The sequence below is a fragment of the Paenibacillus oenotherae genome (assembly GCF_019443105.1).
Taxonomy (GTDB): Bacteria; Bacillota; Bacilli; order Paenibacillales; family Paenibacillaceae; genus Paenibacillus_Z; species Paenibacillus_Z oenotherae.
Genome location: NZ_JAHZIJ010000009.1, coordinates 155,080 through 176,122, shown reverse-complemented (window position 1 = coordinate 176,122; position 21,043 = coordinate 155,080). Strand labels below are relative to the sequence as shown.

Annotated in this window: 30 protein-coding genes; 3 read left to right on the top strand and 27 right to left on the bottom strand. The window is 47.2% G+C overall.

Annotation, left to right across the window (positions count from 1 at the left end; genetic code table 11):
* Nucleotides 1-380: 380 nt before the first annotated feature.
* Together K0T92_RS14600 and K0T92_RS14595 are read right to left on the bottom strand one after the other, a co-directional pair.
* Nucleotides 381-839 (bottom strand): plasmid pRiA4b ORF-3 family protein, encoded by a 459-nt coding sequence (locus K0T92_RS14600; RefSeq protein WP_219873208.1) that lies wholly within the window; start codon nucleotides 837-839, stop codon nucleotides 381-383.
* A 204-nt stretch (nucleotides 840-1,043) separates the two neighbouring features.
* Nucleotides 1,044-1,499 (bottom strand): UPF0158 family protein, encoded by a 456-nt coding sequence (locus K0T92_RS14595; RefSeq protein WP_219873207.1) that lies wholly within the window; start codon nucleotides 1,497-1,499, stop codon nucleotides 1,044-1,046.
* A gap of 496 nt (nucleotides 1,500-1,995) precedes the next feature.
* Here K0T92_RS14595 and K0T92_RS14590 point away from each other — a divergent pair, with 496 nt between their 5' ends.
* Together K0T92_RS14590 and K0T92_RS14585 are read left to right on the top strand one after the other, a co-directional pair.
* Nucleotides 1,996-2,259, top strand: coding sequence for an AbrB/MazE/SpoVT family DNA-binding domain-containing protein (locus tag K0T92_RS14590; protein WP_219873152.1), 264 nt, complete (start codon nucleotides 1,996-1,998; stop codon nucleotides 2,257-2,259).
* Nucleotides 2,256-2,660, top strand: coding sequence for a type II toxin-antitoxin system death-on-curing family toxin (locus K0T92_RS14585; RefSeq protein WP_219873206.1), 405 nt, complete (start codon nucleotides 2,256-2,258; stop codon nucleotides 2,658-2,660). The genes K0T92_RS14590 and K0T92_RS14585 overlap by 4 nt, the downstream gene beginning before the upstream one ends.
* Before the next feature lie 590 nt (nucleotides 2,661-3,250).
* On the opposite strand, the gene K0T92_RS14580 is transcribed toward K0T92_RS14585, so the two are convergent.
* The 11 genes from K0T92_RS14580 to K0T92_RS14530 all read right to left on the bottom strand — a co-directional run bounded on the left by K0T92_RS14580 (nucleotide 3,251) and on the right by K0T92_RS14530 (nucleotide 10,039).
* On the bottom strand, nucleotides 3,251-3,727 hold the full coding sequence (locus K0T92_RS14580; protein ID WP_219873205.1) for a Panacea domain-containing protein: 477 nt from the start codon (nucleotides 3,725-3,727) through the stop codon (nucleotides 3,251-3,253).
* 430 nt (nucleotides 3,728-4,157) lie between these two features.
* The gene (locus K0T92_RS14575; protein ID WP_219873204.1) at nucleotides 4,158-4,328 is read right to left on the bottom strand and encodes a hypothetical protein; all 171 of its coding nucleotides are present in this window, start codon (nucleotides 4,326-4,328) and stop codon (nucleotides 4,158-4,160) included.
* Nucleotides 4,329-4,817: 489 nt separating this feature from the next.
* A complete protein-coding gene (locus tag K0T92_RS14570) occupies nucleotides 4,818-5,138 on the bottom strand; it encodes a hypothetical protein (RefSeq protein WP_219873203.1) in 321 nt (106 codons plus the stop codon).
* Nucleotides 5,135-5,926, bottom strand: a complete 792-nt coding sequence (locus K0T92_RS14565; protein ID WP_219873202.1) for a hypothetical protein — start codon at nucleotides 5,924-5,926, stop codon at nucleotides 5,135-5,137. Before K0T92_RS14565 ends, K0T92_RS14570 begins: the two co-directional genes overlap by 4 nt.
* A gap of 13 nt (nucleotides 5,927-5,939) precedes the next feature.
* On the bottom strand, nucleotides 5,940-6,329 hold the full coding sequence (locus tag K0T92_RS14560) for a hypothetical protein (RefSeq protein WP_219873201.1): 390 nt from the start codon (nucleotides 6,327-6,329) through the stop codon (nucleotides 5,940-5,942).
* Nucleotides 6,330-6,342: 13 nt separating this feature from the next.
* Nucleotides 6,343-7,044 (bottom strand): stalk domain-containing protein, encoded by a 702-nt coding sequence (locus K0T92_RS14555; protein WP_219873200.1) that lies wholly within the window; start codon nucleotides 7,042-7,044, stop codon nucleotides 6,343-6,345.
* The gene (locus K0T92_RS14550; RefSeq protein WP_219873199.1) at nucleotides 7,028-7,504 is read right to left on the bottom strand and encodes a phage holin family protein; all 477 of its coding nucleotides are present in this window, start codon (nucleotides 7,502-7,504) and stop codon (nucleotides 7,028-7,030) included. Before K0T92_RS14550 ends, K0T92_RS14555 begins: the two co-directional genes overlap by 17 nt.
* 28 nt (nucleotides 7,505-7,532) lie before the next feature.
* Nucleotides 7,533-7,673 (bottom strand): XkdX family protein, encoded by a 141-nt coding sequence (locus K0T92_RS14545; RefSeq protein WP_219873198.1) that lies wholly within the window; start codon nucleotides 7,671-7,673, stop codon nucleotides 7,533-7,535.
* Nucleotides 7,666-8,001: a hypothetical protein gene (locus tag K0T92_RS14540; RefSeq protein WP_219873197.1), complete on the bottom strand. Its 336-nt coding sequence runs from the start codon at nucleotides 7,999-8,001 to the stop codon at nucleotides 7,666-7,668. The genes K0T92_RS14545 and K0T92_RS14540 overlap by 8 nt, the downstream gene beginning before the upstream one ends.
* Nucleotides 8,002-8,013: 12 nt before the next feature.
* Nucleotides 8,014-9,861 (bottom strand): hypothetical protein, encoded by a 1,848-nt coding sequence (locus K0T92_RS14535; protein WP_219873196.1) that lies wholly within the window; start codon nucleotides 9,859-9,861, stop codon nucleotides 8,014-8,016.
* Entirely contained in the window at nucleotides 9,854-10,039 is a 186-nt protein-coding gene (locus K0T92_RS14530; protein ID WP_219873195.1) for a hypothetical protein, read from the bottom strand. Before K0T92_RS14530 ends, K0T92_RS14535 begins: the two co-directional genes overlap by 8 nt.
* On the opposite strand from K0T92_RS14530, the gene K0T92_RS25665 reads away from it, so the two are divergent.
* Nucleotides 10,039-10,515 (top strand): DUF2513 domain-containing protein, encoded by a 477-nt coding sequence (locus K0T92_RS25665; RefSeq protein ID WP_425517658.1) that lies wholly within the window; start codon nucleotides 10,039-10,041, stop codon nucleotides 10,513-10,515. The genes K0T92_RS14530 and K0T92_RS25665 overlap by 1 nt on opposite strands.
* On the opposite strand, the gene K0T92_RS14520 is transcribed toward K0T92_RS25665, so the two are convergent.
* From K0T92_RS14520 to K0T92_RS14455, 14 genes are all read right to left on the bottom strand, one after another.
* Nucleotides 10,450-10,848, bottom strand: a complete 399-nt coding sequence (locus K0T92_RS14520) for a hypothetical protein (RefSeq protein ID WP_219873193.1) — start codon at nucleotides 10,846-10,848, stop codon at nucleotides 10,450-10,452. The genes K0T92_RS25665 and K0T92_RS14520 overlap by 66 nt on opposite strands.
* 67 nt (nucleotides 10,849-10,915) lie before the next feature.
* The gene (locus K0T92_RS14515; RefSeq protein WP_219873192.1) at nucleotides 10,916-11,503 is read right to left on the bottom strand and encodes a hypothetical protein; all 588 of its coding nucleotides are present in this window, start codon (nucleotides 11,501-11,503) and stop codon (nucleotides 10,916-10,918) included.
* A gap of 40 nt (nucleotides 11,504-11,543) precedes the next feature.
* Nucleotides 11,544-13,676, bottom strand: a complete 2,133-nt coding sequence (locus K0T92_RS14510; protein WP_219873191.1) for a DUF3672 domain-containing protein — start codon at nucleotides 13,674-13,676, stop codon at nucleotides 11,544-11,546.
* A 3-nt stretch (nucleotides 13,677-13,679) separates the two neighbouring features.
* Complete coding sequence (locus tag K0T92_RS14505; protein WP_219873190.1) at nucleotides 13,680-14,045, bottom strand: DUF6711 family protein; 366 nt, start codon at nucleotides 14,043-14,045, stop codon at nucleotides 13,680-13,682.
* 13 nt (nucleotides 14,046-14,058) lie between these two features.
* Complete coding sequence (locus K0T92_RS14500; protein ID WP_219873189.1) at nucleotides 14,059-17,001, bottom strand: hypothetical protein; 2,943 nt, start codon at nucleotides 16,999-17,001, stop codon at nucleotides 14,059-14,061.
* 39 nt (nucleotides 17,002-17,040) lie between these two features.
* Entirely contained in the window at nucleotides 17,041-17,286 is a 246-nt protein-coding gene (locus tag K0T92_RS14495) for a hypothetical protein (protein ID WP_219873188.1), read from the bottom strand.
* A 44-nt stretch (nucleotides 17,287-17,330) separates the two neighbouring features.
* Nucleotides 17,331-17,711, bottom strand: a complete 381-nt coding sequence (locus K0T92_RS14490) for a hypothetical protein (protein ID WP_219873187.1) — start codon at nucleotides 17,709-17,711, stop codon at nucleotides 17,331-17,333.
* A 16-nt stretch (nucleotides 17,712-17,727) separates the two neighbouring features.
* On the bottom strand, nucleotides 17,728-18,144 hold the full coding sequence (locus tag K0T92_RS14485) for a phage tail tube protein (protein WP_219873186.1): 417 nt from the start codon (nucleotides 18,142-18,144) through the stop codon (nucleotides 17,728-17,730).
* Between the two features lie 5 nt (nucleotides 18,145-18,149).
* Nucleotides 18,150-18,548, bottom strand: a complete 399-nt coding sequence (locus tag K0T92_RS14480) for a DUF3168 domain-containing protein (RefSeq protein ID WP_219873185.1) — start codon at nucleotides 18,546-18,548, stop codon at nucleotides 18,150-18,152.
* Nucleotides 18,549-18,553: 5 nt separating this feature from the next.
* The gene (locus tag K0T92_RS14475; RefSeq protein ID WP_246628162.1) at nucleotides 18,554-19,003 is read right to left on the bottom strand and encodes an HK97 gp10 family phage protein; all 450 of its coding nucleotides are present in this window, start codon (nucleotides 19,001-19,003) and stop codon (nucleotides 18,554-18,556) included.
* Between the two features lies 1 nt (nucleotide 19,004).
* The gene (locus K0T92_RS14470; protein ID WP_219873184.1) at nucleotides 19,005-19,334 is read right to left on the bottom strand and encodes a phage head closure protein; all 330 of its coding nucleotides are present in this window, start codon (nucleotides 19,332-19,334) and stop codon (nucleotides 19,005-19,007) included.
* Nucleotides 19,331-19,633, bottom strand: coding sequence for a head-tail connector protein (locus K0T92_RS14465; protein ID WP_219873183.1), 303 nt, complete (start codon nucleotides 19,631-19,633; stop codon nucleotides 19,331-19,333). Before K0T92_RS14465 ends, K0T92_RS14470 begins: the two co-directional genes overlap by 4 nt.
* A complete protein-coding gene (locus K0T92_RS14460; protein WP_219873182.1) occupies nucleotides 19,614-19,772 on the bottom strand; it encodes a hypothetical protein in 159 nt (52 codons plus the stop codon). Before K0T92_RS14460 ends, K0T92_RS14465 begins: the two co-directional genes overlap by 20 nt.
* Before the next feature lie 54 nt (nucleotides 19,773-19,826).
* The gene (locus K0T92_RS14455) at nucleotides 19,827-21,014 is read right to left on the bottom strand and encodes a phage major capsid protein (RefSeq protein ID WP_219873181.1); all 1,188 of its coding nucleotides are present in this window, start codon (nucleotides 21,012-21,014) and stop codon (nucleotides 19,827-19,829) included.
* Nucleotides 21,015-21,043: the final 29 nt, after the last annotated feature.

The following is a 21,043-nucleotide window of genomic DNA, read 5'->3' as shown; positions in this document are numbered from 1 at the left end:
ACAATAACTAGAACTACATCCCTAATAGAGTAGTTCTAGATTGTAATCAAAGCATCAAAGTACAATTAAGTTCCAGTAAAGTTGAACATTTGTTGTGATGTGAAAAGCCATTCAATTAGAAATGCATGCAGTAGCAAAGTATATCGAGCTATCCCATAAGCTATATAAACGCAAAAACCCGACCTGATCCGGTCGGGTTTCTCATAGTTCGCGAGGCTATTTGGATATGCAGAACAAGAAAGTCGAATCCTGCCATTGAATTCTCATCAGCTGGTTGTGCCTGGCTTGCCTTGATGCGCGATCAACTTATATAGAAACCGGACTTCCGATGCTCCGCTCATGGCCAGAGGCAAGTCTAGTTCAGCCCAAACATCAAACTGTTAACATTCCCCTTCATCTTCATACTCATCATCTCCATATTGACTTGGTGCATTTCCCTTACTTGACAATACCATCGGCAGTTCTTTTCCCGCAGGACTATCTATTTCCTTGATATACTGTACGACAAACCGCCATTCGTCGCCATAATCGAACAACAACAGCAGCTTTTGATTATCCGTTCGAAACGCCTTGGATATCCGAGTTCGCTTCACTCCGGGAAACATTCCTCTTTCTCCCATATCCGCGAACCACTCATAACCTATCTGCGAACTCGTCCAATCTTTCAGATTATCATAGAAACCGAAAGCATGGTCCATGTCAAAATCAAAACTGCTCAACACCGCTGCCGCCAAATCGTACAAAGTTGCATCGGCCTGAACCGCTATGCTGCGGCTTGGACGACCGCGTACAGCTCCGTTCCAATCGCTCCATATCACCTTGAACTCTTTCGCCTGCATATTTCAACCTCCGTTTTGTTCACAATTTACCTGCCTTTAAGACGGATAAGATTCAAGACTCATCCGTACCTTGCAGATAGTCTGCTCTCTTCGACGGACTTAGGCTTGGCTTGCTCCACTGTGTGGGAGTTCACATAGTTTCCAGGTCATTTGATGCACCGCATGACGAACTATTTTCTGCGATTCTTGTCTATTCGAATAAAACTACTCCTCTGATTGTAAAAAAGGGAGGTTATTATTGTACTTTTCGTTCAATTCATTGTAATCCAGCTCAAACCGCTCCAGCCAGGATTGAACCGCTTCTTCTGCATATTTGTGCTCGAACTTGTTCCATTCATCCCAAAGAACCAACTCATAAAGCTTGTCCTTGAACTTTCGAAAAGGTTTGTAACCATTAAGGGCAGCAAATAACTTATCTTCAGGATCGGAGTCGGTACGCTGTGCGAATTTCGTCATCACAAAAAACGCCTGATCCGAACTAATTTTGGGGATCTCGATATAACGTTCTTCATTTTCCTCATCATCCCAGTCGATACCCGGTTCGCCTGTATAAGCTTCATCCATATTCAAAATGACTTGTCCGGTGTATATATCCAAATAATAGGGATGATCAACATCGTTATCCAAGTAAGCGATAATAAGCTCGTCCATTAATATCATTTACGTCCAGCCTCCCTTGATTACTTGGATTAAATTTTAGCAGAACTACGGCAAACATCAATACGCCATCCGTGCTGTTTCACGGATTCTTTCATCGACTTTCATCAAAACCATAGTCTTGACCTTAAAATATCTTGTATTTCCCATAAAGCATACGTTCATTTTCACTTATTCTTAACTTCTCTTCTATCTCCCTTAGCTGACTTTCTAATTCGATCGCCTTCCGATGAAATGATTAACTTGATCTACTTTCACATCACCATTTATGCTAGTTGTTTGATCTTCATAAACCTTGGAGAAAGCTGATATAGCTATTGTTGACTGTTTATTCCTGCTACTTCTAGAACTAATTATCCCCCAATTAGAGCCCCTTTCCTTCAAAATAACTAACCAGTCGTTGCAAAGAGGAATCCAAATATTTTTCGTTGAACATCAAATCAATTCATGTATGTATAATTGTTATAACAATTGAATAGGATGATAAGGAGGGAACCTAATGAATAGGATGGTTGAGATGGAACGAAAAGTGACCAAATTCGGCAACAGCCTAGGTATAACCATGACTGATGCTTTGAAGCAGATTGGATTGGATCAGGGTGATACAGTCAGCATCGATGTTAGCCCAGACACAGGGGAAATCGTCATTAGGAAATCGACGAAAGTTTCCTTGCCTGACGGAATTAGTACGGACTTCATGGATAAATTGACTGATGTCATTGAGGAATACGATCAAACGCTTCGCGGGCTTAAAGACAGATGACATCCATCCGCTATCTATCCGTCCAAGAAGTGATAGCTATCAATGTAGCCATGATTCAACGTTATAGCCCGGGTGAACATATAGGAGTAAAAGAACCTGGATTGCTCGAATCAGCTGTCCATCGACCTCAATCTTCAGTCTTAGGTGAAGATGCTTATCCCACTATTTTTGAGAAAGCTGCCGCTTTATTCGAATCGCTGGGGCAAAACCCTCCTTTTCACAACGCAAATAAACGAACAGCATTTACAGCACTCGTTATATTTCTACGTTATAATGACTTGCACTTTAAGATGGATACAAAGAAAGCCGAGGATTTTACGGTGGATATGGTTAATCATCGATTCAACCGTCAACAAACCGTTGCGATCATTGAAGCTCACTGCATGTCGATTCCAGAATAATGCAAAAACACCATCCTCTCGCGGATGGTGTTCATGATTTGGTGGAGGCGAACTTACACTGTTAAAAACCCTGCGTATTTCTTATAACCGAAAAAGCCCTAATACCGATTAAGGTATCAGGGCTTTTTCGGTTACGACTTGCAAAGCTCATGGTTTAGATCAATATACAGGATGTAAAAGACATTTTGTATCACCTGCCCGAATACTCTTGCTGGCAGAGGATTGTTATTGGGATACAATCGGAATACAGCCATTTTCCCACTGAAATTTTTCCTATGATCAGCAGAATCAAAAAACTTGCCAAATTCTATAGCCTTGGATAAAGCCGATTTTTCAATAAATTCTAAACCGCGATTTTTTGATAAGAGCAATACCTTTATATATTCTTCGGATGACAATTCAAATATTCGATTCAATAAGCTCACTTTATATTCATCTTTGAAATTCTTATTTTGATAACAGAACGAATTATTATTCGTGATGAAAGATAGGTTGAATTTTAGATGTGTTGGTTTGCTGGATTGTATATCTTCTCTTTTAAACCTATCATTTGAAGATTCCTTTATTTTTAATTTCCGGCCGCTTCCCATCTAATCAACAAGAACCTCTTTCATGAAGTAATCTTGGATTACTTCTTTTTTGATGATTTTATTTCTTGGTGTTACTTTCCATGGGCGTTCTTCATGTGTTTTGTTTCTTAAATGCCATGCTGAGTATTTGCCATAGTTCGTATACACAAACTCTAGAACCATTTTAATTTCTTCATTGCCAGACACTTTATCAAGTAATTCCATGTCCGTATGTTCAGGATTGAATTCAATTTCATCTCTTCCGTGTTCTTTATATTCAGTATAAACGCCCGGAACAACGGGGCCATGATCCCACGCATGTATTTCTTCATTGAATAAAGACTTCCCATTTGTGTATGCTAAAAAGATACCTTGAGCGTAGTACAAGAGCTTCTGTAATTTTAGGTGGGATAGTAACTCATCTCCGTACTGCTGAGTGTTCATGTTATTTCTCAAAACAAACCATCTGGAAACTTCAAGTGCGCTCAATTCAGTCACGTTAACACCCCCCTCTAAAATTTAAGGTATATTCTAATCATTATCACACATCGTATTTTTTTTGTATACAAAACATTTGCCATTCGACAATTATGTATACAAAATCCATGTTTTCGTTAACAAAATGTCCACTTATGGAAACTTTTTGATCGATATAATTAACGCACTCTATAGTTATGCCCTGCATTAAGAGCCTTATTCCTGTTCTGCACAGACTCAGTGTATACAGGAGCGATAGCTAGTATGGTTTCTTGCAGCAGCATTCGACGTGCATTGACCTCCAAACACAAAACCTTAACATAATGCTCTGTTACCTCATGTTCTCTTATTTTCCTTTCAACTGCATGCGAACCCCCTTCATTACGAATGTATGTTCTTATAATAACCGAATGTTTGTTCGTGTGCAATCATAAAAAAAGGAGCAGCCGGGTCAATCTTCTGGCTGCTCTCTTTTTATCATCTCTTCGGTTATCAAATTCACGATGACACTCACCGTTGTCTTTTGTTTATCGGCCCTCTGTTGTAACCATTCCAACAAGGGGGGTTCAAAATAGATAGCTTCCCGAATCTTCTTGTCCGCTTTCGGCGGTCTACCTGCCATATCGACCACGCTCCTTTACGGCAATATTACAGCATTTAAAATATTTTTGCAATACTCAAAAAAATCATTTACAAAGCATTTTAAATGCTGTATAATAAGGGTATAAGGAGGTGAGAAATACATGAAGAAAAAGAGAAAGAAACAGCAAACGGATAATCGCTCAGTACTTACGCTAGTGACGGCAATCATTAGCCTAATGAACTCGATTATCGCCCTCATCGTCACACTCAGCCGCTAAGCAGTACCCGTAAGCCTTGGCCCCGAAAGGGGCCTCGGTTTAACGGGGACGGTGAAATAAAAGGGTTGCTGTTTCTTTCTCGCTTTACTCATTATACCACAAAGGGGACGTGGATATGAAGTCGTCAAAAATAACAAATGTCGCTATGGTAATTAGCCTTGTTGCTTTAGTTATATCAACAGTATCACTCGTTATCGTCTTGATCAGGTAAATGCAAAAAGCCCACCGTCCGCATAGGGCAGTGGGCTATTTTATGTACTGCTAGGTTTAATAAATACAGCTCCAGTCATGATCGTTGACACATTGCCCAGCACGTCCGTTAACTCGGCCTCATGGTAGTACTGTCCATAAAGGTTTTCTGTGTCCGCTGACTCCAGCTTAAATGTAAATGTGCCAGCATCAGCATCGACGATTATCCCCACTGTCGTACTCCGCTGTATGATCGTTGGCCCCGTTGCCGTCTTGAGCATGGCCCACTTGATTGTCGCCCCGAGTAAATCCACATCAGGGATTGTAACGACAATCTCCTTTGTATCCCCGGCATACATCGTAAAATTTTGACCTTGTGTCACGTTACCCCTCCCCTCAATCGTACCGTCAGTTCCCTTGATGCTGACAGGTTTACTCTGATCTCCCTCGATGCCGCCAACCGCACAATAGACACGATTTCTGCAGGCAGCTTGCTGATCCGGATCAACAAAGGCCCCGAATATGACCTCTCAGCAAATACGGATTGTCTCAGCGGGTAGTCTGTGTGCCGATCCGTGTATATCGCTTGCAGCATGGAGCATTTGAGCAGCTGCTCTCTATAAAAAGACTGCTGCAGCGGCACAGACATTGAGCGTGGTGCGTATACCGCCTGCCTAGTCGCATATGGGTACGTGACGATTATCCCATCATCTACCCATGTACCGCCCGTTAATGCGGCATGGCGGCCGTTACCAGACTGGTCCATCACGTTGCCTAGTGCCATGTCATAATAGGCCACGGTAGCCCCAGCGTTAAGCATGCGCAAGGAGTAAAGCTTGCCTTTGGTTGTCGCGGTGCTGTTGTTTCGCCCAAATACATTGATATCGTCAGTACCAACTGCAGCCATGACAATGCGCATTGTGATTCTTGTGTTTGTCGGCACTGCAGCTGTGCCTTTAACTATCGGAGCTCCGTTGATAAACACACTGGATACAGAGTCGCCCCAAGTATCCTGTCCGGTGGATAAGCGGTAAACATAGCCGTTAACCGACCCTGTACGGGCATCAATGTAATACTGGGACCCGCCTAACGACAAGTCCGCAGCAAAATCAAGTACCACCTCGTTAAAAGCCATTGACGGGAGTTTGAGGATATCCGTTGTGCCATTCATCTGTAGATACATGCTACACCGCGTATTCTTTGGCCGTAACCGTCAGCTTAATATCGGCCTTGTTTTGCGAGTCCGCGACCGATGGAGTCGTGACCTTTACCCAATAGGGCTTACCGATCCCGCTATCCGAGATGTCAGCCATTGATAGCGCGGCGCCGCCTGCCAGATAAGCCCCCGGCACTCCAGCAACGTCCGGAGCGAGCTGCACCCACCCGCTGTCATCTGGGCTGGTTATATCCGTTGGTTGGAGCGCAATGGTTGTGTACCGCTTGTTTGCGCTGTCGTTAAAGAGCCACAGCCGTACCTCTACAGCCGATCCGGTTATCGGATGCTCGGTTGTAATCGGATTAGCGTCTGCGACGATATCCGTCAACCCTGCGTTTTTCGATATTTTAAGAGCCATCAGTGATGCCCCCCTATTTCTTAGTTTTAACCCGCGCTGTTTTGCTTGTCTTGTCCCAACTGACCTTTGCCCCCAGCGCCTCTCCTACAGCCCGCAGCGGCACCATTACTACGCCAGCCTTGGACAACTCGCCGCCAGTTACAGCCTTGCCGTTAATCTCTACTTTGATCGGCTCCATGTCTTCGCCCTCCTCCTCCTGTAACTGCCGCATAAACTCGGCTTTATTAACCCCGCTGCCTGGACATGTCTTGAGACTCGTCATATCTCGGTGAAACCTGACACGCTTGAGTGGCACACCGAACAGCGACATGATCGCACGAGTCAGCCCTAATGTCGTCTCCAACTGCGCCCCCTCGAGCAGCTCACATCCTCTATCAAAGTTGCCAATCATCTCAAACATGAACGGGTGCTCGCCGTCGCTATCACCATCATTGTGGCCTGTTGCTGAAGCAGGAGCGACCGTCAATGGCCGCCCCTCCCAGATGTATCCGTCCGGATCAATCGTAACGTGTTGCGCTATGTCGTTGAACCCACGCTGCAGGTGAGCTCGCTGCATGGCCTGCTGGAGCTTGAGCCCGCCTGAACGCCTAAAGTCGGCAATGGTCGGTTTCCACGTTGCATGAACGTGGACTTCTGAAAACTTTACCTTTCCGACATGCTGCCGCAAGACTGTGATAAACTCGGCAAGCGTATATCTCTTAAACGTTCTTGCCATCACTGCCGCCGCCTTTCTCGTTGAGTTGCGTGAGAAATTCATGGATTGCTCGCGGCAACGGTACGCCAATCGTGCCTAGGTTTTCAATAACAGATAAACCTTCGCGCCCGGCGTAAAAGTAGATGGCGGCGGTTCGAAAGATCGGCGCTCCTGGTTGAATCCAATCGTCGATCATAGCTCCCAGACCAACAACAACTAACACAACCATCTTGCGGATGCCGCCCCAATACATCACATCACTATTGAGTTTCTTATGCTTTGCCGCCCCAAGAACACCCGTTACATAGTCAACGACCATCAAAACTAAGAGTACCTTCAATGCCATGTCCCAACCACCGAGCAGGCCAGATAAAAACAACCCTGCAGCAGCAATATAGCCACCTATTGTTGCCTCTTTGCCGGATGCCCCGACCGCTGCTGTCGCAAGATTAACGCCGTATTCCCTCAATTGATTCGTCAAGTTAACCCCTCCAAAGTAAAAGGCCCCGCTATGCGGAGCCCTCTTGATTGTTATTTACAATCTCGTCGTACTGCTGTTGTGTGATCCAACCTTTATCCGTTACAGCTCGCTGTAGCATGTCGGCTGTAAGCTTGCCAGCGTCATACAGCCGTTTAAGGTATTCAAACATCTAACGCACCTCCCAGCGCATCTAATAGGAGCGCATCGATTACCGCCTGCTGCGCGTCGATCTGATCTTGTAACAGTTCTATTGGGGTCCTTGGAGATGGCAGTCGATCATCCCATTCCTCATCCAGTTCAGTTGTAGACCGCTCAATCATCTCACCACTTACAAGCCGATAGATGTACTGTCCACGCCCGTTGATAATCAGTGGGTTAAAGTGTCTTCCCCCATCTTCGACATAATAATCCGATGACTCCGGTTGCTGGAATGCATCCGAGAAAGCAAGAATTACGACACCATCCTCATTCAATCGGTAATAGTGTTTGTGGTTCATGGCTGCCCCTCCTTATAATTCGGCATCGAATATTATCATTCTACCAGCTATCCCGTCAGCGTTTAATGAATACGGTCGGTGAGCTGTTATCAAGCTAGTTACTGTCACTTGTAATACAGCGCTGTTTTTGCTGTTGCGGTTGTTTAATATGGCTAACGAGGTAACATCGGTTGCAGAGTTACCGTCTTGTAGTTGCCAATCTGATGCCGTTGCAACAAGAGTGGGTGGCATCCGCATCTCGACAGGGAAAACCACTCCTATATAGGCGACCGTAGAAGATGCCCCATAGCCAAAGCCGACAGGATAAGTTGTGTTTGCAGCATCTGAAGATAATGCAAAACAATACCGTCTGCACATTATTGATTCTTCCGCAAAGGTTCGTGGTTGAAATGGCAACACCGATTCCCCTGCATTAAATTGGATTTGTTTTATATCGATATCACCTGCCCCGACTAACGTCTCAAGAACTCCTGATCCTACTCTCGCTCCTAAAGTCGCTCCCCATTGGTAGGAGAAAGCTATCTCTAGATTATCGTTCCCGTCAGATCCGAATGTTTTTCCTGCTAGGGTGTTCGTGGCGAATGTGTAAGAGTATCGTGTCCATGAACTCGTTAATGTCCAGTTAGCTCCATTGATCACCTCACTCGCTGATGGCGACCCACCTGATCCATAATTTTGCCGAGCCCACACCCCTATTTTTTTGTTTGCTATATTAGACTTTGCCCAAAACGACACTGTTACTTTTTTGCCAACTCCACACATATATCGTGTACCAAACTCTATTTTTTGAGCTAACCACTGCATAGAGTTTGCACCAAATCCAGACCCTGCACCGCTTGTATTAATGCGGTAACCGTAGTAGCCGCCCGCAATATCTCCGCTTGCAAGTGTCAACCTGGAATGCGTTAGAGTCGGGTTAGTGCCCCCGTCCAATACATAGGCAACGACATATCTATCCGCAGTATATCCACCGTTTGACGGATTCGTAAAAGTGGAGCCTCTTTGCCAAATATCAAAATTACCGTTGATAATCGCCTGGCGCTCCATCCCCATATTAACGGCATTATCAACCGTATCCTTGCGCGCCACATCATCTGCTGCACTGGGAGCTGCTACTTTAAATCGTCCGCTTGCATCGCGGATCGGTATGCGGCTGGCCGTGGCAGCACTGGTAGCTCCGTGGACTCCTGTAGTAGCTGCTATATGTGCAGTGGCATTATCAACGGCAGTCTTGTCCGCCCCGCTCATTAATCCGCTGTTGCCGCCAGCCACTGCATCAGGGATAACATCAGCACCACCGGTTACATGAGAAGAAGCATGAGCGCCTGGCGTAGCTGTGCCGGTAGCCGTTATCATCGCTGTCTTAGTTGCAGGATTGGTGCTGACCGTGATCCCTGTCCCGCCGACGATGGTCAATGTGTCCTCCGGATCGTCAGCAACTATATCGTTAATTGTGCTAAATGCTGGCTGATTGACCTCTGCCCCTGCCTCAATTCCTGCCAGCTTAGATTTTTCCGCAGCCGACGTGTGGATACTGGCGTTACCCGTGTGAGTGTCCAGATTGGCCTGTACAGCATTGGCCTTTGTCGTAGCATCGTCTGCTGCCGTAGTTATCGCAGCGTCAACCGTATCTTTACGAGCTATATCATCCGCAGCTGCCGGGGCTACCACTTTAGCCCGACCTGCTGCATCGCGCCGTATGATACGACTTACTGTAGCTGCTGACGTGGCCCCGTGGGCTCCGTTGTCCGCAGTGTGGGTATCCATTTCGGCCTGCACAGTGTCAAATCCGGTATTGATTTTGGTATACTCATCGCTGATCCTATTCGACCCTACGAGAGTCGCGTATCTATTAGGCATTCTCAGCAGCTCCTTTCAGTTGTTTAATCCTGAGCTCTACTGCCTCGACCACTCCGCGCAGGATAGCCTCTTCATGCCCGGGATGATACGGCAACACCGCCGCAATAACCGCGCATATCTCTGGCACAGGTTTGGTAGGGTCAATCTCAATCTTGATTACTGGCTGTATATGTGCCAATGGAATCCCTCCTTAGAACGTTTGTTTGCAAGGAAAAACCTCCCATGTTGTCGAAATATAGGTTGTTTGACCCCTATTTCGTACAGAAGGGAGGTTCTATAGTGAAACTAAATCCAGACTGTATCAGAGCGATTCTATTAACTGTGGAAGATGAAAGTGGGTACGATCGAGAGTCTGACTTTTACATCCCCCTATCAAAACCGAGATTAACAGATTTTAGTTATGAGGAAGTCTTCTATCACATAGATCAGTGTAGAATGTCTGGCCTGGTTACCCGCGTTAGAAAGACTATGAACCCAAGCTATCACGTTGAAGACTTAACCCCTACGGGGCACGCTTTCCTTGCGGACATCCGATCGGATACCAATTGGAACAAAACAAAAGAAATCGCTAAAAACGTAGGTTCCTTTTCATTGGATGCTTTGACCAAGATTGCCGTTGGTGTAGTTACAGCGGCGATCAATAAGAATTTTTGACGATGAGACATACATTTTCAATGTAAGTTCTGTGGGGTATCCCGCAGAACTTTTCACTTGATAATCGAAGACGTCTTTAATTTTGGAACCATTTAAGAAGATGCCTTCCTTGGTAATAATAAGATCATTATTTTGGGAATCTCCGACGACCGTCATTTGCTCTTTATTTACAATCCCGCCGCAGTTTAGATTGGTCATAGGAACAATTACCTCTGGCCCTCTTACATGTTCCTTGCGGGCGGCTATTTCTTCCCTCACGATCCGGCGAATGGCCTGCTCCGTATCCTCGTTGATCTCCAATTTCACGTTCACCACAATCTCGCCCTTAGCCATCTTCTTCATCCTCCAATCCCAAAACAAAAAGCCCCGCCAATGGCGAGACTCTTATTTGTTAGGTATGTTATTTTTGTAGCTCAGTTATTTCAGCTTCTAACGCTGCAATCTGATTATCGTATTCGACGATTTCGGATTCCAGATCAGCAAGGCGCTGTTTGTCCTCGACTTCTTGCTTCTCCAACTGGTCAACACTGCTGGTGGCTTTAACTCGACGTGGATCATCCGCCCCAAGGCTATCCAGGTAAATACGGGCTGTCTCTAATACCTTGTTAGGCTGTGACAAAGCGTTCTTGAGCTGGTCACGCTCTCTTACTGCAACGTCCCTTTTATTGTTTAGAATAATGATCTGCGATTTAAGGCCGTTAATCTCTTCATTTTTGCTTGCAATTTGATCGAGCGGATCAACGGGAACTGACAATTGGACACCCTCCTTACCTACATTTAAATTAAGCCCGAGAGCATTGGCAGTATCACGCACAGGTAGGTAACTCCGACCATCTACAATTATCCCCTTACCGATCTGCTCACCATTATAGCTGATGGAAAGCTCTCCGCCTACTTTTTTGCCTATTAAGGATTGTACTGCTCCGTAGGCAGGCATAGCGGATGCCGCCAGTAACCCTACCAAGAATCCGACAATATATTTACGCATACTATTAACCCCCTCCACAATTTGGCACTATTGTACCATACTATACTTGGGCATGGGAGTGGTTTGGAGCAGAAAAATAAGTAACTGTACCTCCGTCTGCCGTCCTCAAAACAGTACCGTCAGGTATGCCGTGGTTATGCCCACCCGATTGTCCAGTACTTACTCCGGCAGAAGCTTTACTCATTATTTGATAGCCGATATTCGTAAGCTCTGTTTCAAGATTTCCGCTATTCGTTATGATTCTACTCCAATCATTCACCCACAGAGTCTGATTATCAGTTATGAACACGTTAGCATCCAAGTGAAGCTCCAACGCACTAATCTTAAAATAACCTGGTGCAAAGTGGTCGAAAGTCACATCGAACCCGCCATTAGTAAACGATAGAACTGGACGCGGTGAAGAAAAATAAAACGGCGACACCTTAATGTAGTTATTGGCTGACGCATAGGCTCCAAAGTAGTTACCCGTCGTGTCCATAATAGAATATGGATAGCTTGATGCTGTGCGGATAACCGCCCCTGTTATCGTGCCCCCGTTAATGGTCGCTGCTGTGATCGTGCCTGAAAACGATCCGTTGGCAGCAACTAGTGTCCCTGTAAACGTCCCGCCTGCTGCTGACAAATTGCCGCTAAACGTGCCAGTTGCAGCTGACAAGCTCCCCGCAAATGTACCCGTTGCAGCGGATAGTGCCCCCGTGAACGTACCGCCCGCGGCTGATAGGTTGCCCGCAAACGTACCAGTAGCGGCAGAAAGCGACCCTGCAAATGTGCCAGTCGCAGCGGATAGCGACCCACTAAACACACCGTCAGCAGCCTCAAGTGTGCCCTTGAATTTATAGCGGTTACTCGGCAGATCAAACCATATAGCCTTGTCTGAGCCCTTGTAGAACGTCATTTCATCCGAGTTAAGGACAACCTTGCTTGCATGGTCCTCTCTCTCGACGATAAGCCCCTCTGTGCGTGTGATCGTTGCCCCGTAGTAGCTCCGGCCCTGCTTGACCGCATCTCTGTTGATCTTGTTAACCTGTTGGCTTAATGTGCCCTCTACGACAAACTCTGACTGCTGTTCACTCTTGGACGGGGCTTCGATCGACATTTTTAAGCCGCCCTTGAAGCTATACACCTTATGCAGGATGAACGTCTTGTAGTGAACAATCCCGTCCCAAGGGATATCCATGTCCTGCCACGGGATTGTGGCATTCTCCCACGTTAGTCCTTCGTCCACCGAGAAACCGATACAATCCCCGTGTTCCAGTTGCGGAAAGCCCATTGCGTCCATAGCAACCGGCAGATAGGACAACCCGTTTAGCTGAGCATGGAGGTTGTTCACCATGGCTTGCGTTGCAAATGGATTTTCGACATAAAGCGTGTGATTTTCATCACCGGATCCAGCCTCATAGGTCAGCCCGTCTTCTGTGTTATAGGTCACGACTACCCGTGTATATGTCTTGATCGGATTGATTTGCACAGCTCGGATATAATCGGAGCCGGTGATATTAAATACAGGGGTCTCCGCTGCGCTGAAGCGTTTGAATTTGATCGTACCGTCTTTACCCGCGAACACACTGGCATTGTTCGCGCTGGCGATGTAGCCTAATATCTGCCGCATGCTGTACCCAGCTGGCCCCGCCTGTATTTGATAGGCTGGATTGATGACCACGCTGCTGTCGTAGGTATAGCCTAGCCGTGTACATATCTCGTCCCATACAGCCTTCATCGTCGCAGGGTAGGGCAGCGAACTGATATAGGCCGCGTCAGCAAATACAAGTTTGTCGTAGCAGGTGAATTCCCATACATCGTTGACCTTTGATCGACTATCCACATAAAACTCACCCAGCGGCAGCCAAGAAGACGGACCGCCAGACCACGGGAAATCGGCATCCTGCCAAGCGAATTCAGCGTCATCCCAAGAGACACCCGTCATAGAGAGCGCCAAATAAGGGACAACTTTAGCACTTGACGGGATGATGTCGTTCGTCCGCAACTTGATCGTCAGTTTGGATAAGGTTGTTGTCCCGATCGCAAACTCGTCCCCCAGCACTAGGCTGTTGTCGATTTCAAAATCGACGATCACCCGGTTGTCGTACTCTATACCCGCGATATTGGCCTTGACCAAAAACTCACGGTCTTTACGCCGCAAATAGTCCGCATATAGCGGAGATATTGGATACATGACCTATTGCTCCGTTAGTGTGATCTGTAAACCGTCCCACCATAGAACACCATTGCGCTCAATCGGCACAGCTGCAGGTCTATTACCGACATACATCCGCTTTGTCACATACCCGCCTACCATGGGGTCAGGATAGTAAAAGTCGAAGAATGGCGCGCTCATCGCCTGCAAGATCGCTGATATTTTGTTGTCTGGGAGTGGCGCAAAACTCATCTCCACCTGCCGCTTAACCGCAATACGGTCCCGGTGCAAGGTCCCGTCTGACGTCCTGACGGTCGATTCGCCGTCATCCAGGTCAAGTATGGTAACTTTGAAATCTCCGGGCTTTGGATATGCAGCAATCTCTACGTTATTTATTTTAAGCAGCACGTCCCCGCCTCCTTTACGTAATTGCTAATGTGTGACCCGCTCGGCGTGTCAGGTCATTTTGCCCGGATATTGCAGCCCGTGCAAGATCGGACTTGCTGATTACAGCCTGATCGCCGGGACCGCTCTGCTTAACAGCCGACAAGATCGCCCGAAGCACTGATACAACCTCGCTGTTGTCGTTACCCATTATGCCTGACAGTTTTGACAAGGGTGCTATTACTTCGGGGTCAGCTGCAGCTCCACGGTTATCCCCTACCATCGCGAGTGTCGGCCCATAGGCCAGTCCGCCCTTAGCGAGTTTGGGAATCTCCGGAATGTTAATCCCGAAGGACTTGCCCTGCATACCATCAGGTAACCAATCCCAATCGGGAATTTTAATGTCTATTTTATTGAGCTGTCTTACCATGAAATTAACCGCGTCAATGATCAGATTAACCGCGCCCTTAAAGATACCAACTAAAACATCCTTGAATCCCTCAAACCACGTTTGAATACCACCCCAGGCGCGTTTCCAATCGAGGGTAAAGACGCCTGCGATAAAGTCGATCACACCGCCTAATGCGCGTAGCAGTCCCTTAATTACGTCGGAGATTATCCCAACTGCCGTGCCAACCACATCGGATACCAGATTAAAAATATTCGTAAATGTAGGACCAAAAGTCTTAATCAAAAAACCGACTATAGGCGCGATAAACTTATTGTTAATATCCATCGCAGCTGTAATCAGCTTTGCGACAAAATTACCAATCTCGGTAACTAGGCCCTTGAGGTGCTTGTCCCACAACCATGTGAGCATTTCCAAAAACGGAATGATTATGGGCTTCAAAATATCGTCCCATAAGCTCTGAAACAGACTCCTAATACTAGTCATTGTTTCAGTCAAACCGTTTAATATGTCAGCCCCGTACTCGTCCCATAGATTCTTCACGATCTGAAGGGTGTCTAGTACGATTTTTTTAATGAGATCGAATACCGGTTTGAGCACTGTCTTGTAGGTATCATTGATTATTCCGACCGCCCATTTAAAATTGGTGGCCATCTCTCGGAAAGCTACCACTAGCGTTTGCGACAAAATCGGTACCAGTGTGCGGACGATCGCATCGGCTACAGGGATAACGAAATCATTGAGGATGTACTCGACTAAAGGTTTGATCGTGTTATCCAGCAAGTTGTCCAAGGCCCCCGCAATCTTCGGAAACGCATCTAGAAACGCATCTCGCAGTTGCGACAAGGCTGGTAATAGCGTACTCTCCCATAACCCGTTTATTGTCTTAACCGCATTTTCGAAGGTATCCGCAAACTGACCGACCGCCCAAACCAAAGTCTTTGTAAATATCGGAACAAGCGTTTCATGGGCTGATGATGCGATTGGCAGCACAAATTGATTTATAAAAAAGTCTACGAACGGATTAAGCGTGTTGGTTAACAGGCTGTCAAGAGAACCTGCAATCAGCGGCATGTTCGTTATAAACGCCTGCTTAATCAATTCCAATGCAGGTAACCATGTTGACGTCCATAGGCTTGATATCGTGTTAGTTGCATTTTTAAATGTCTTATCGACCATGGCAAATGCCCATGTGATTTGATGGGCAATTACTGGTGCAAACGACTTTACAAACCCTGTCACAATTGATGGGATAAAATCACCAAGAACATAGGTTGCAAAGGGGACCAGAAAGTTATCTTTAAGCTGGATGAACGTATTGCCGATACTCCGCACCGATTTACCAATGGGCGTCAGCATGTCCACAAACGGTTGAAGCGCTGGTCCGATGCCAGCAAACGTCTGTGCAAGGGATTGGCCAAAGCCCCCGAAACTGGAGCGCAGTCCGTTTAACGTGGCCTTTATTTTATCGGCCATGGCTTGCACCTCAGCCGACACCTCAACGGCAGTATCAGCAAAACCTCCGCCAATTTCACCGAGCCCTATGTCTGCTGCTCCGCTTGCTGCTGGTGTTTCGTCATCTGCTCCACTTGCTGAGCTCTTATTGATAACATTGAGCTGATCAAAACCTGCCACAGATTGAGCAGCCTTTTTACCTGCTTTTTTGGCAGCATCTCCAGCATTGGTATAAGCCGTTGCAAGGTTGTTTACATTACTCGTTTGCTGCTCCGTTTTCTTTCCAAACAGCGCCTGCGAAAATTGGGCAACCAAGGACATGACGCGGGCCAAGGCCGTCGCGAGTGTAGTCAAGATAGGCAGCACCAGATTTACAATAGGTAAAAAAGCTTGCCCAAGAGATAGCTTGACATTACGCAAGATCGCTACCAGTGTTCCAAGTTTGGAGGCTGTATTGACAGCTACCTCCGTGCCGTATTTCTTGGCCGATTGTTCCATGATGCCGAATAACCGGATCTGTTGTTGTGTCTGAAAACTGAGTTGCAGCCAGCTCTTTCCATTGGCAAACTTCTTAAAGGCTTCGGTTGATTCCAGCATCGCGACGTTCACATTAACCCCTAAGTCTTCAATGGCTTCGGTGTTGCCGAGCAACCCTGACCGAATACGCCACATGACATCTTCCATATCCCGACCCGTCGCACCAGATATAACAGCGGATGTTTTAAGAATGTCTTTCGTATGGTTCGCAAGCTGCGCGGAATCTGATTCAAACGTGCCGATAAGATTGCTAAATACCGCTCCGTATTTTACTGCTTCGGATCGGGCGATACCAAATGCTATAGCGCTTTCCTCTGACCATCGCTTAAACTCGCCAGCGCTGGTTTGCATCATGCGGTTAATCTGCTGCAAAGACGCCTCATATGTCATTGCATCCTTAATCGCTGACCCTAACCCCATGCCTACACCAACAGCAGCAAGTGCAGCCCCTATGCCTCGTAACGTATTATTTATACCAGCTTTGAATTTGTTAAGATCTGCTTGGGCCCTTGTCATTTCGCGCCGCATACTAGAAAAATCTGCGCCGGCTCGAATGAGTAGATTTCGTACAACAGCCATGTCCCGCCTCCTTCCCTGTAGAAATGAAAAAGAGAACGGTTAGATACCGCCCTCATTAATCACGCCGCCCATAGCTGCGTTTATAGCTTTGACCTGGGCAAGCAATTGCTCAGGTGTTTTACTCACTCTCGGCCTTGTGTCCTGGATGAGCTTTTTTAGATCCGGCATCCGCTTGACTCGATGCCAGTAGGCCGTCATATAGGCGAGGGTCAGCCCCTCCTCAATCTCGCGGCGATTGTGCTCAGCGTACACTTGGATGTGCAAATTGAGCTCGTGCGGCGTCATGTCGTTGTAATCTCGTAAAGATACCCCGACCTGCAAAGCTACCTTTAAGCTTTGTTCCCAGTCCCATTCGCTGCCGCCGTCTCCACCGGCAGCTGGGGGTTTCCCGCTGGTTCAGGGGCTGGTCCGAACGCAACCGTAAAGGCCCGCTGCATGCTTTCGATGACATGCTGATAACTCGGTGCACAATCCAACAGGTCTTCCATTTGCTCTAATTTCAGCGTTTCGCCGTTATCGCGAGCATCTGAGAGCAGACCGCAATAGATAAACTTCTCGATGTGCTCCATATCAAAACCGTCATCGCCTTCCAATTCGTCGATGCTGCGGCCGGTTAAGGCTGTCAACGTCTTAAGTGCCTTGTGTCCGTAGCGCAATACGCGAGGGCGGTCCAGGTTAATAATCACAACATCATTGTTTTTGTCAGCCATTCAATTGTTCCTCCTATTATGGTGTTGGCGTGATCGTCAGCGTCGGCTTACCTGATACTTTAATCGTAATCTCAAAGCTAATTGCATCTTCCAACTCTGCAGATGTAGAGTAGGCTGTTACCACACCTTTAAACGTCCACGTAGCCCCCATGGCAGCCGGGAATTCAATCGTAAAATCTTCTTCGGCGCTGTCTTCTAGGGCTTCATAGACAGCTGCTTGTCCAGCATCCTGAGGGTTAAAAAATCCAGACGCCGAAACCTCTCCGCCATCCTTAAATCCACCGATAAACTCTCGGTACTCGCCTGCGCTGTCCAATGTCGTGACGTCAATCGTCTCTTGACTCATCGACGGTGACGATATGGATGTAAGCTCTCCAATGGCTGTTCCAGGTGTTCCAATTTTAAGCTTTGTACCTAGTGCTCTTTTTGCCACTATAATCACTCCTCAAAATAAACTTGTATTTCTGTCACGCATCGATAGAGTTTTGGTTGACTCTCGTATATTTCTACGGGTGTTCGGTAAGTAAGTTCTTGGATGTACGGTCCGCCTGTCCCGATCACACGTTGTTCCATTCCAATAAGTAAGGCGACCACATTATTCGTGATCGCCTTCAAGTCTGCATAACGAGCTGCTACAATGTGCAGCTCAGCATTTACGGTTTTTCCGGATAAATAGCCTTCTCCTATGCTTTTAGCCCGCACGCCTTCACTGGAGATGTAGATCAAATAAGGGACACCGTTTGCCGGGATAGCCTCAGGCGCCGTAAGTGGATAAATGCGCTTATTGAGTATCGTGACAGTCTCCAGTTCCTTTTTTAACGCCGCTTCAAAGTCCAAAGTGATCACCTCCCCCTATTAAGGAGCCTATCAATATCTTTGGCGGCCTCCGATAGCGTCTTGTTTTTAATTTCCTGCGCGTTATCGTCGATAGCCCGCCTCAAATAGCGATATCCCGGAATGTATTGACCGCTCTGCATCATCCAGCCATACTCTTGGCTCGCAGGATAATACGACCTTTTCCCAGCCAGTGATGTCTTTGCAAAGATGTCACTTTTGGCAGGGTCCATCATGATGTCATATACCTTTTTGCCAACCCTCACACGCCGTTCTGCCTTCATGATGATTCCACGCTTCAAATCTCCTAGGTCAACTGGCGCTTTGGCTTTAGCCGCCCTGAGAGCTATCCGCGCCCCGGCTCGCGCACCGCGAGTTGCAGCAGACTGAGGCACCCTGCCAAGGCGCTGAAATAGGCGTTGGAGCTCTCTCATACCAACAATATCGCTACTCGCCATATCACTGTCGCTCCTTGCACATGAGCTGTATCTCTTTATTTTCAAATTTTGGATTGATAGTATAAAGGATCTCGAACTCCAGACCTTTGTGCTTAACGAACATAGTCCGGTCAACCCCTTCGCGATAACGGATACGGATACGGGTTGTCACTTCGGCGTTTACCTGCATCGCGGCGAAGTACTCACGGCCCTGTAACGGCTCGATCGCAGCCCATATATTGCAGACCTCTATCGGAACGTTAAGGGGTTCGCCGTATTCGTCCGTTTCCTCGGGTCCTGGGGGACGATAGACTTTTACTCGCTTGTCCAAACGATTAACGAGGATCGTCATGCGGTCTCACCTTCAGGTGGAGGTACGTATGCATGCTGCAATTGAGCCATTATCGATTGGCATGTATACCGCACCTTGTCTGATGGTTGAGATCCAATTAATTCACGATTTTCATACCAGTCTGCTGTGAGCACAAGACAGTAGAGCTTTGCAAGATCATTTGATGAGTCGAACGTGACCTCGGTCGCGTTATGCAGATAAGTCTCAGCAGCCCCCATCAACATGTAGATGGATGTGTCATCGTCTTCTCCGTCGATTCTAAGCCATGTTTTCGTTTCATCAAGCGTCAATATCGGCATCGCCGCTCACTTCCTCAACCAGCTTCGTGGAGATGTTCCCAGAATCATCTACTTCCAGAGCATATCGATAGCCGCTAGGGGAGTGTAGCACTGTATCCTGTTTATAGTTAGTTGGTTTTTTGGTTAACTTCTCGCTCATTTAATCACCTCGTTCTGTTTTATTGAGATAGGCGGGGTTGATCCCCGCCACCGATTACGCAAGGCTCAGTTGACCGTATACGAGGGATGCGACGTCCCATTTAACGTAGTCGTCGCGCATGATCGTGCGCAGCTCCGTCGTATCACGGCGCCATGCATCGCCGCCTTCGCGTGTCGATGCGAGCTCGAAAAACCGGCGATTAAACAATACAAGGAACTGCTTCAAGTTACCGACAAACAGCGGTGCCTTGTTCGGAGTGCCGGTGACCGATGGTAGAATCCGATTGCTGACGACGACGATCGGACGGCCCTTGAACAGCTTTCGTCCGGGTTTTGTAAAGTCTTCGCTCAGAATAGGCCGCCCCATGCCGTCAACCTGATTATCGAGCCAATCGAAACCATCCTGATTCGTCATGATAGAGGCCATGATGCTAATAGCAGGGTCCAGTGTGATGTTCAAAATCTTATTGAGTGCAGCGAGATTCGCCACCGCCGAAGGCGTCAACGTTTTTACAGCCGTAATAATGTGCGTGTTGCGTGTATGAGCAGCTTTGCGGGCGATCCAATTGGTTACGTAATTAATCAGGTTCGCATCGTTATCGGCCAGCAACTCGTTCGTCAGCGGCAAGTAGCCTGCACGCTTTTTCACCTTGTAGGTAATTGGTGTAAACTTCGGATTGTCCGTAGCAGCGATGACTCCATACTCATCCACATCTGCAAATGGTGTCATGTCGGCATCGGTCTCCAGAACGCGAGAGCCCGACAATGCCGTGACGTTTTCCACGGTCACATACTCCGAAAGATCGTTCCAAGCCCGCATCAACGTGTTGATTTGTGTCTGGATATCCTGTGGAATTACAATGCCCACATCCCCGTCTGGGATGGCAGGATTCGTGTTGCCACTGTTCATCGTTGCGCGACGCTCGTATTCCGCGATAATGCTGCGCTGTTCATCGTTGATCCCTTGGCGGCGAATACCTCGAAGGACAATACCTGTGTACTCCTGTTCCAGCTCGCGCATTTCGCGCTCAGGTACTTTGCCGTCCTCATCCAGCTCCTTGCCGCCAAGACCGCGGGCTTCCGTTTCCTCCAGTTCACGCTGCAGATCAACCTTCTCCTGCAGGCTGCGCACTTCGTCCATTTTTGCCTTGGCTTCGGTCGTCTTGTCCTCTGCCAACATTGTCCGTACTTCCTGTTTCATGCCGTCCAGTTTCTGGAGCAGCGCACGCAATTCTTTCGTCAAAATAATCACCTCGTATATTTTTTGGACAA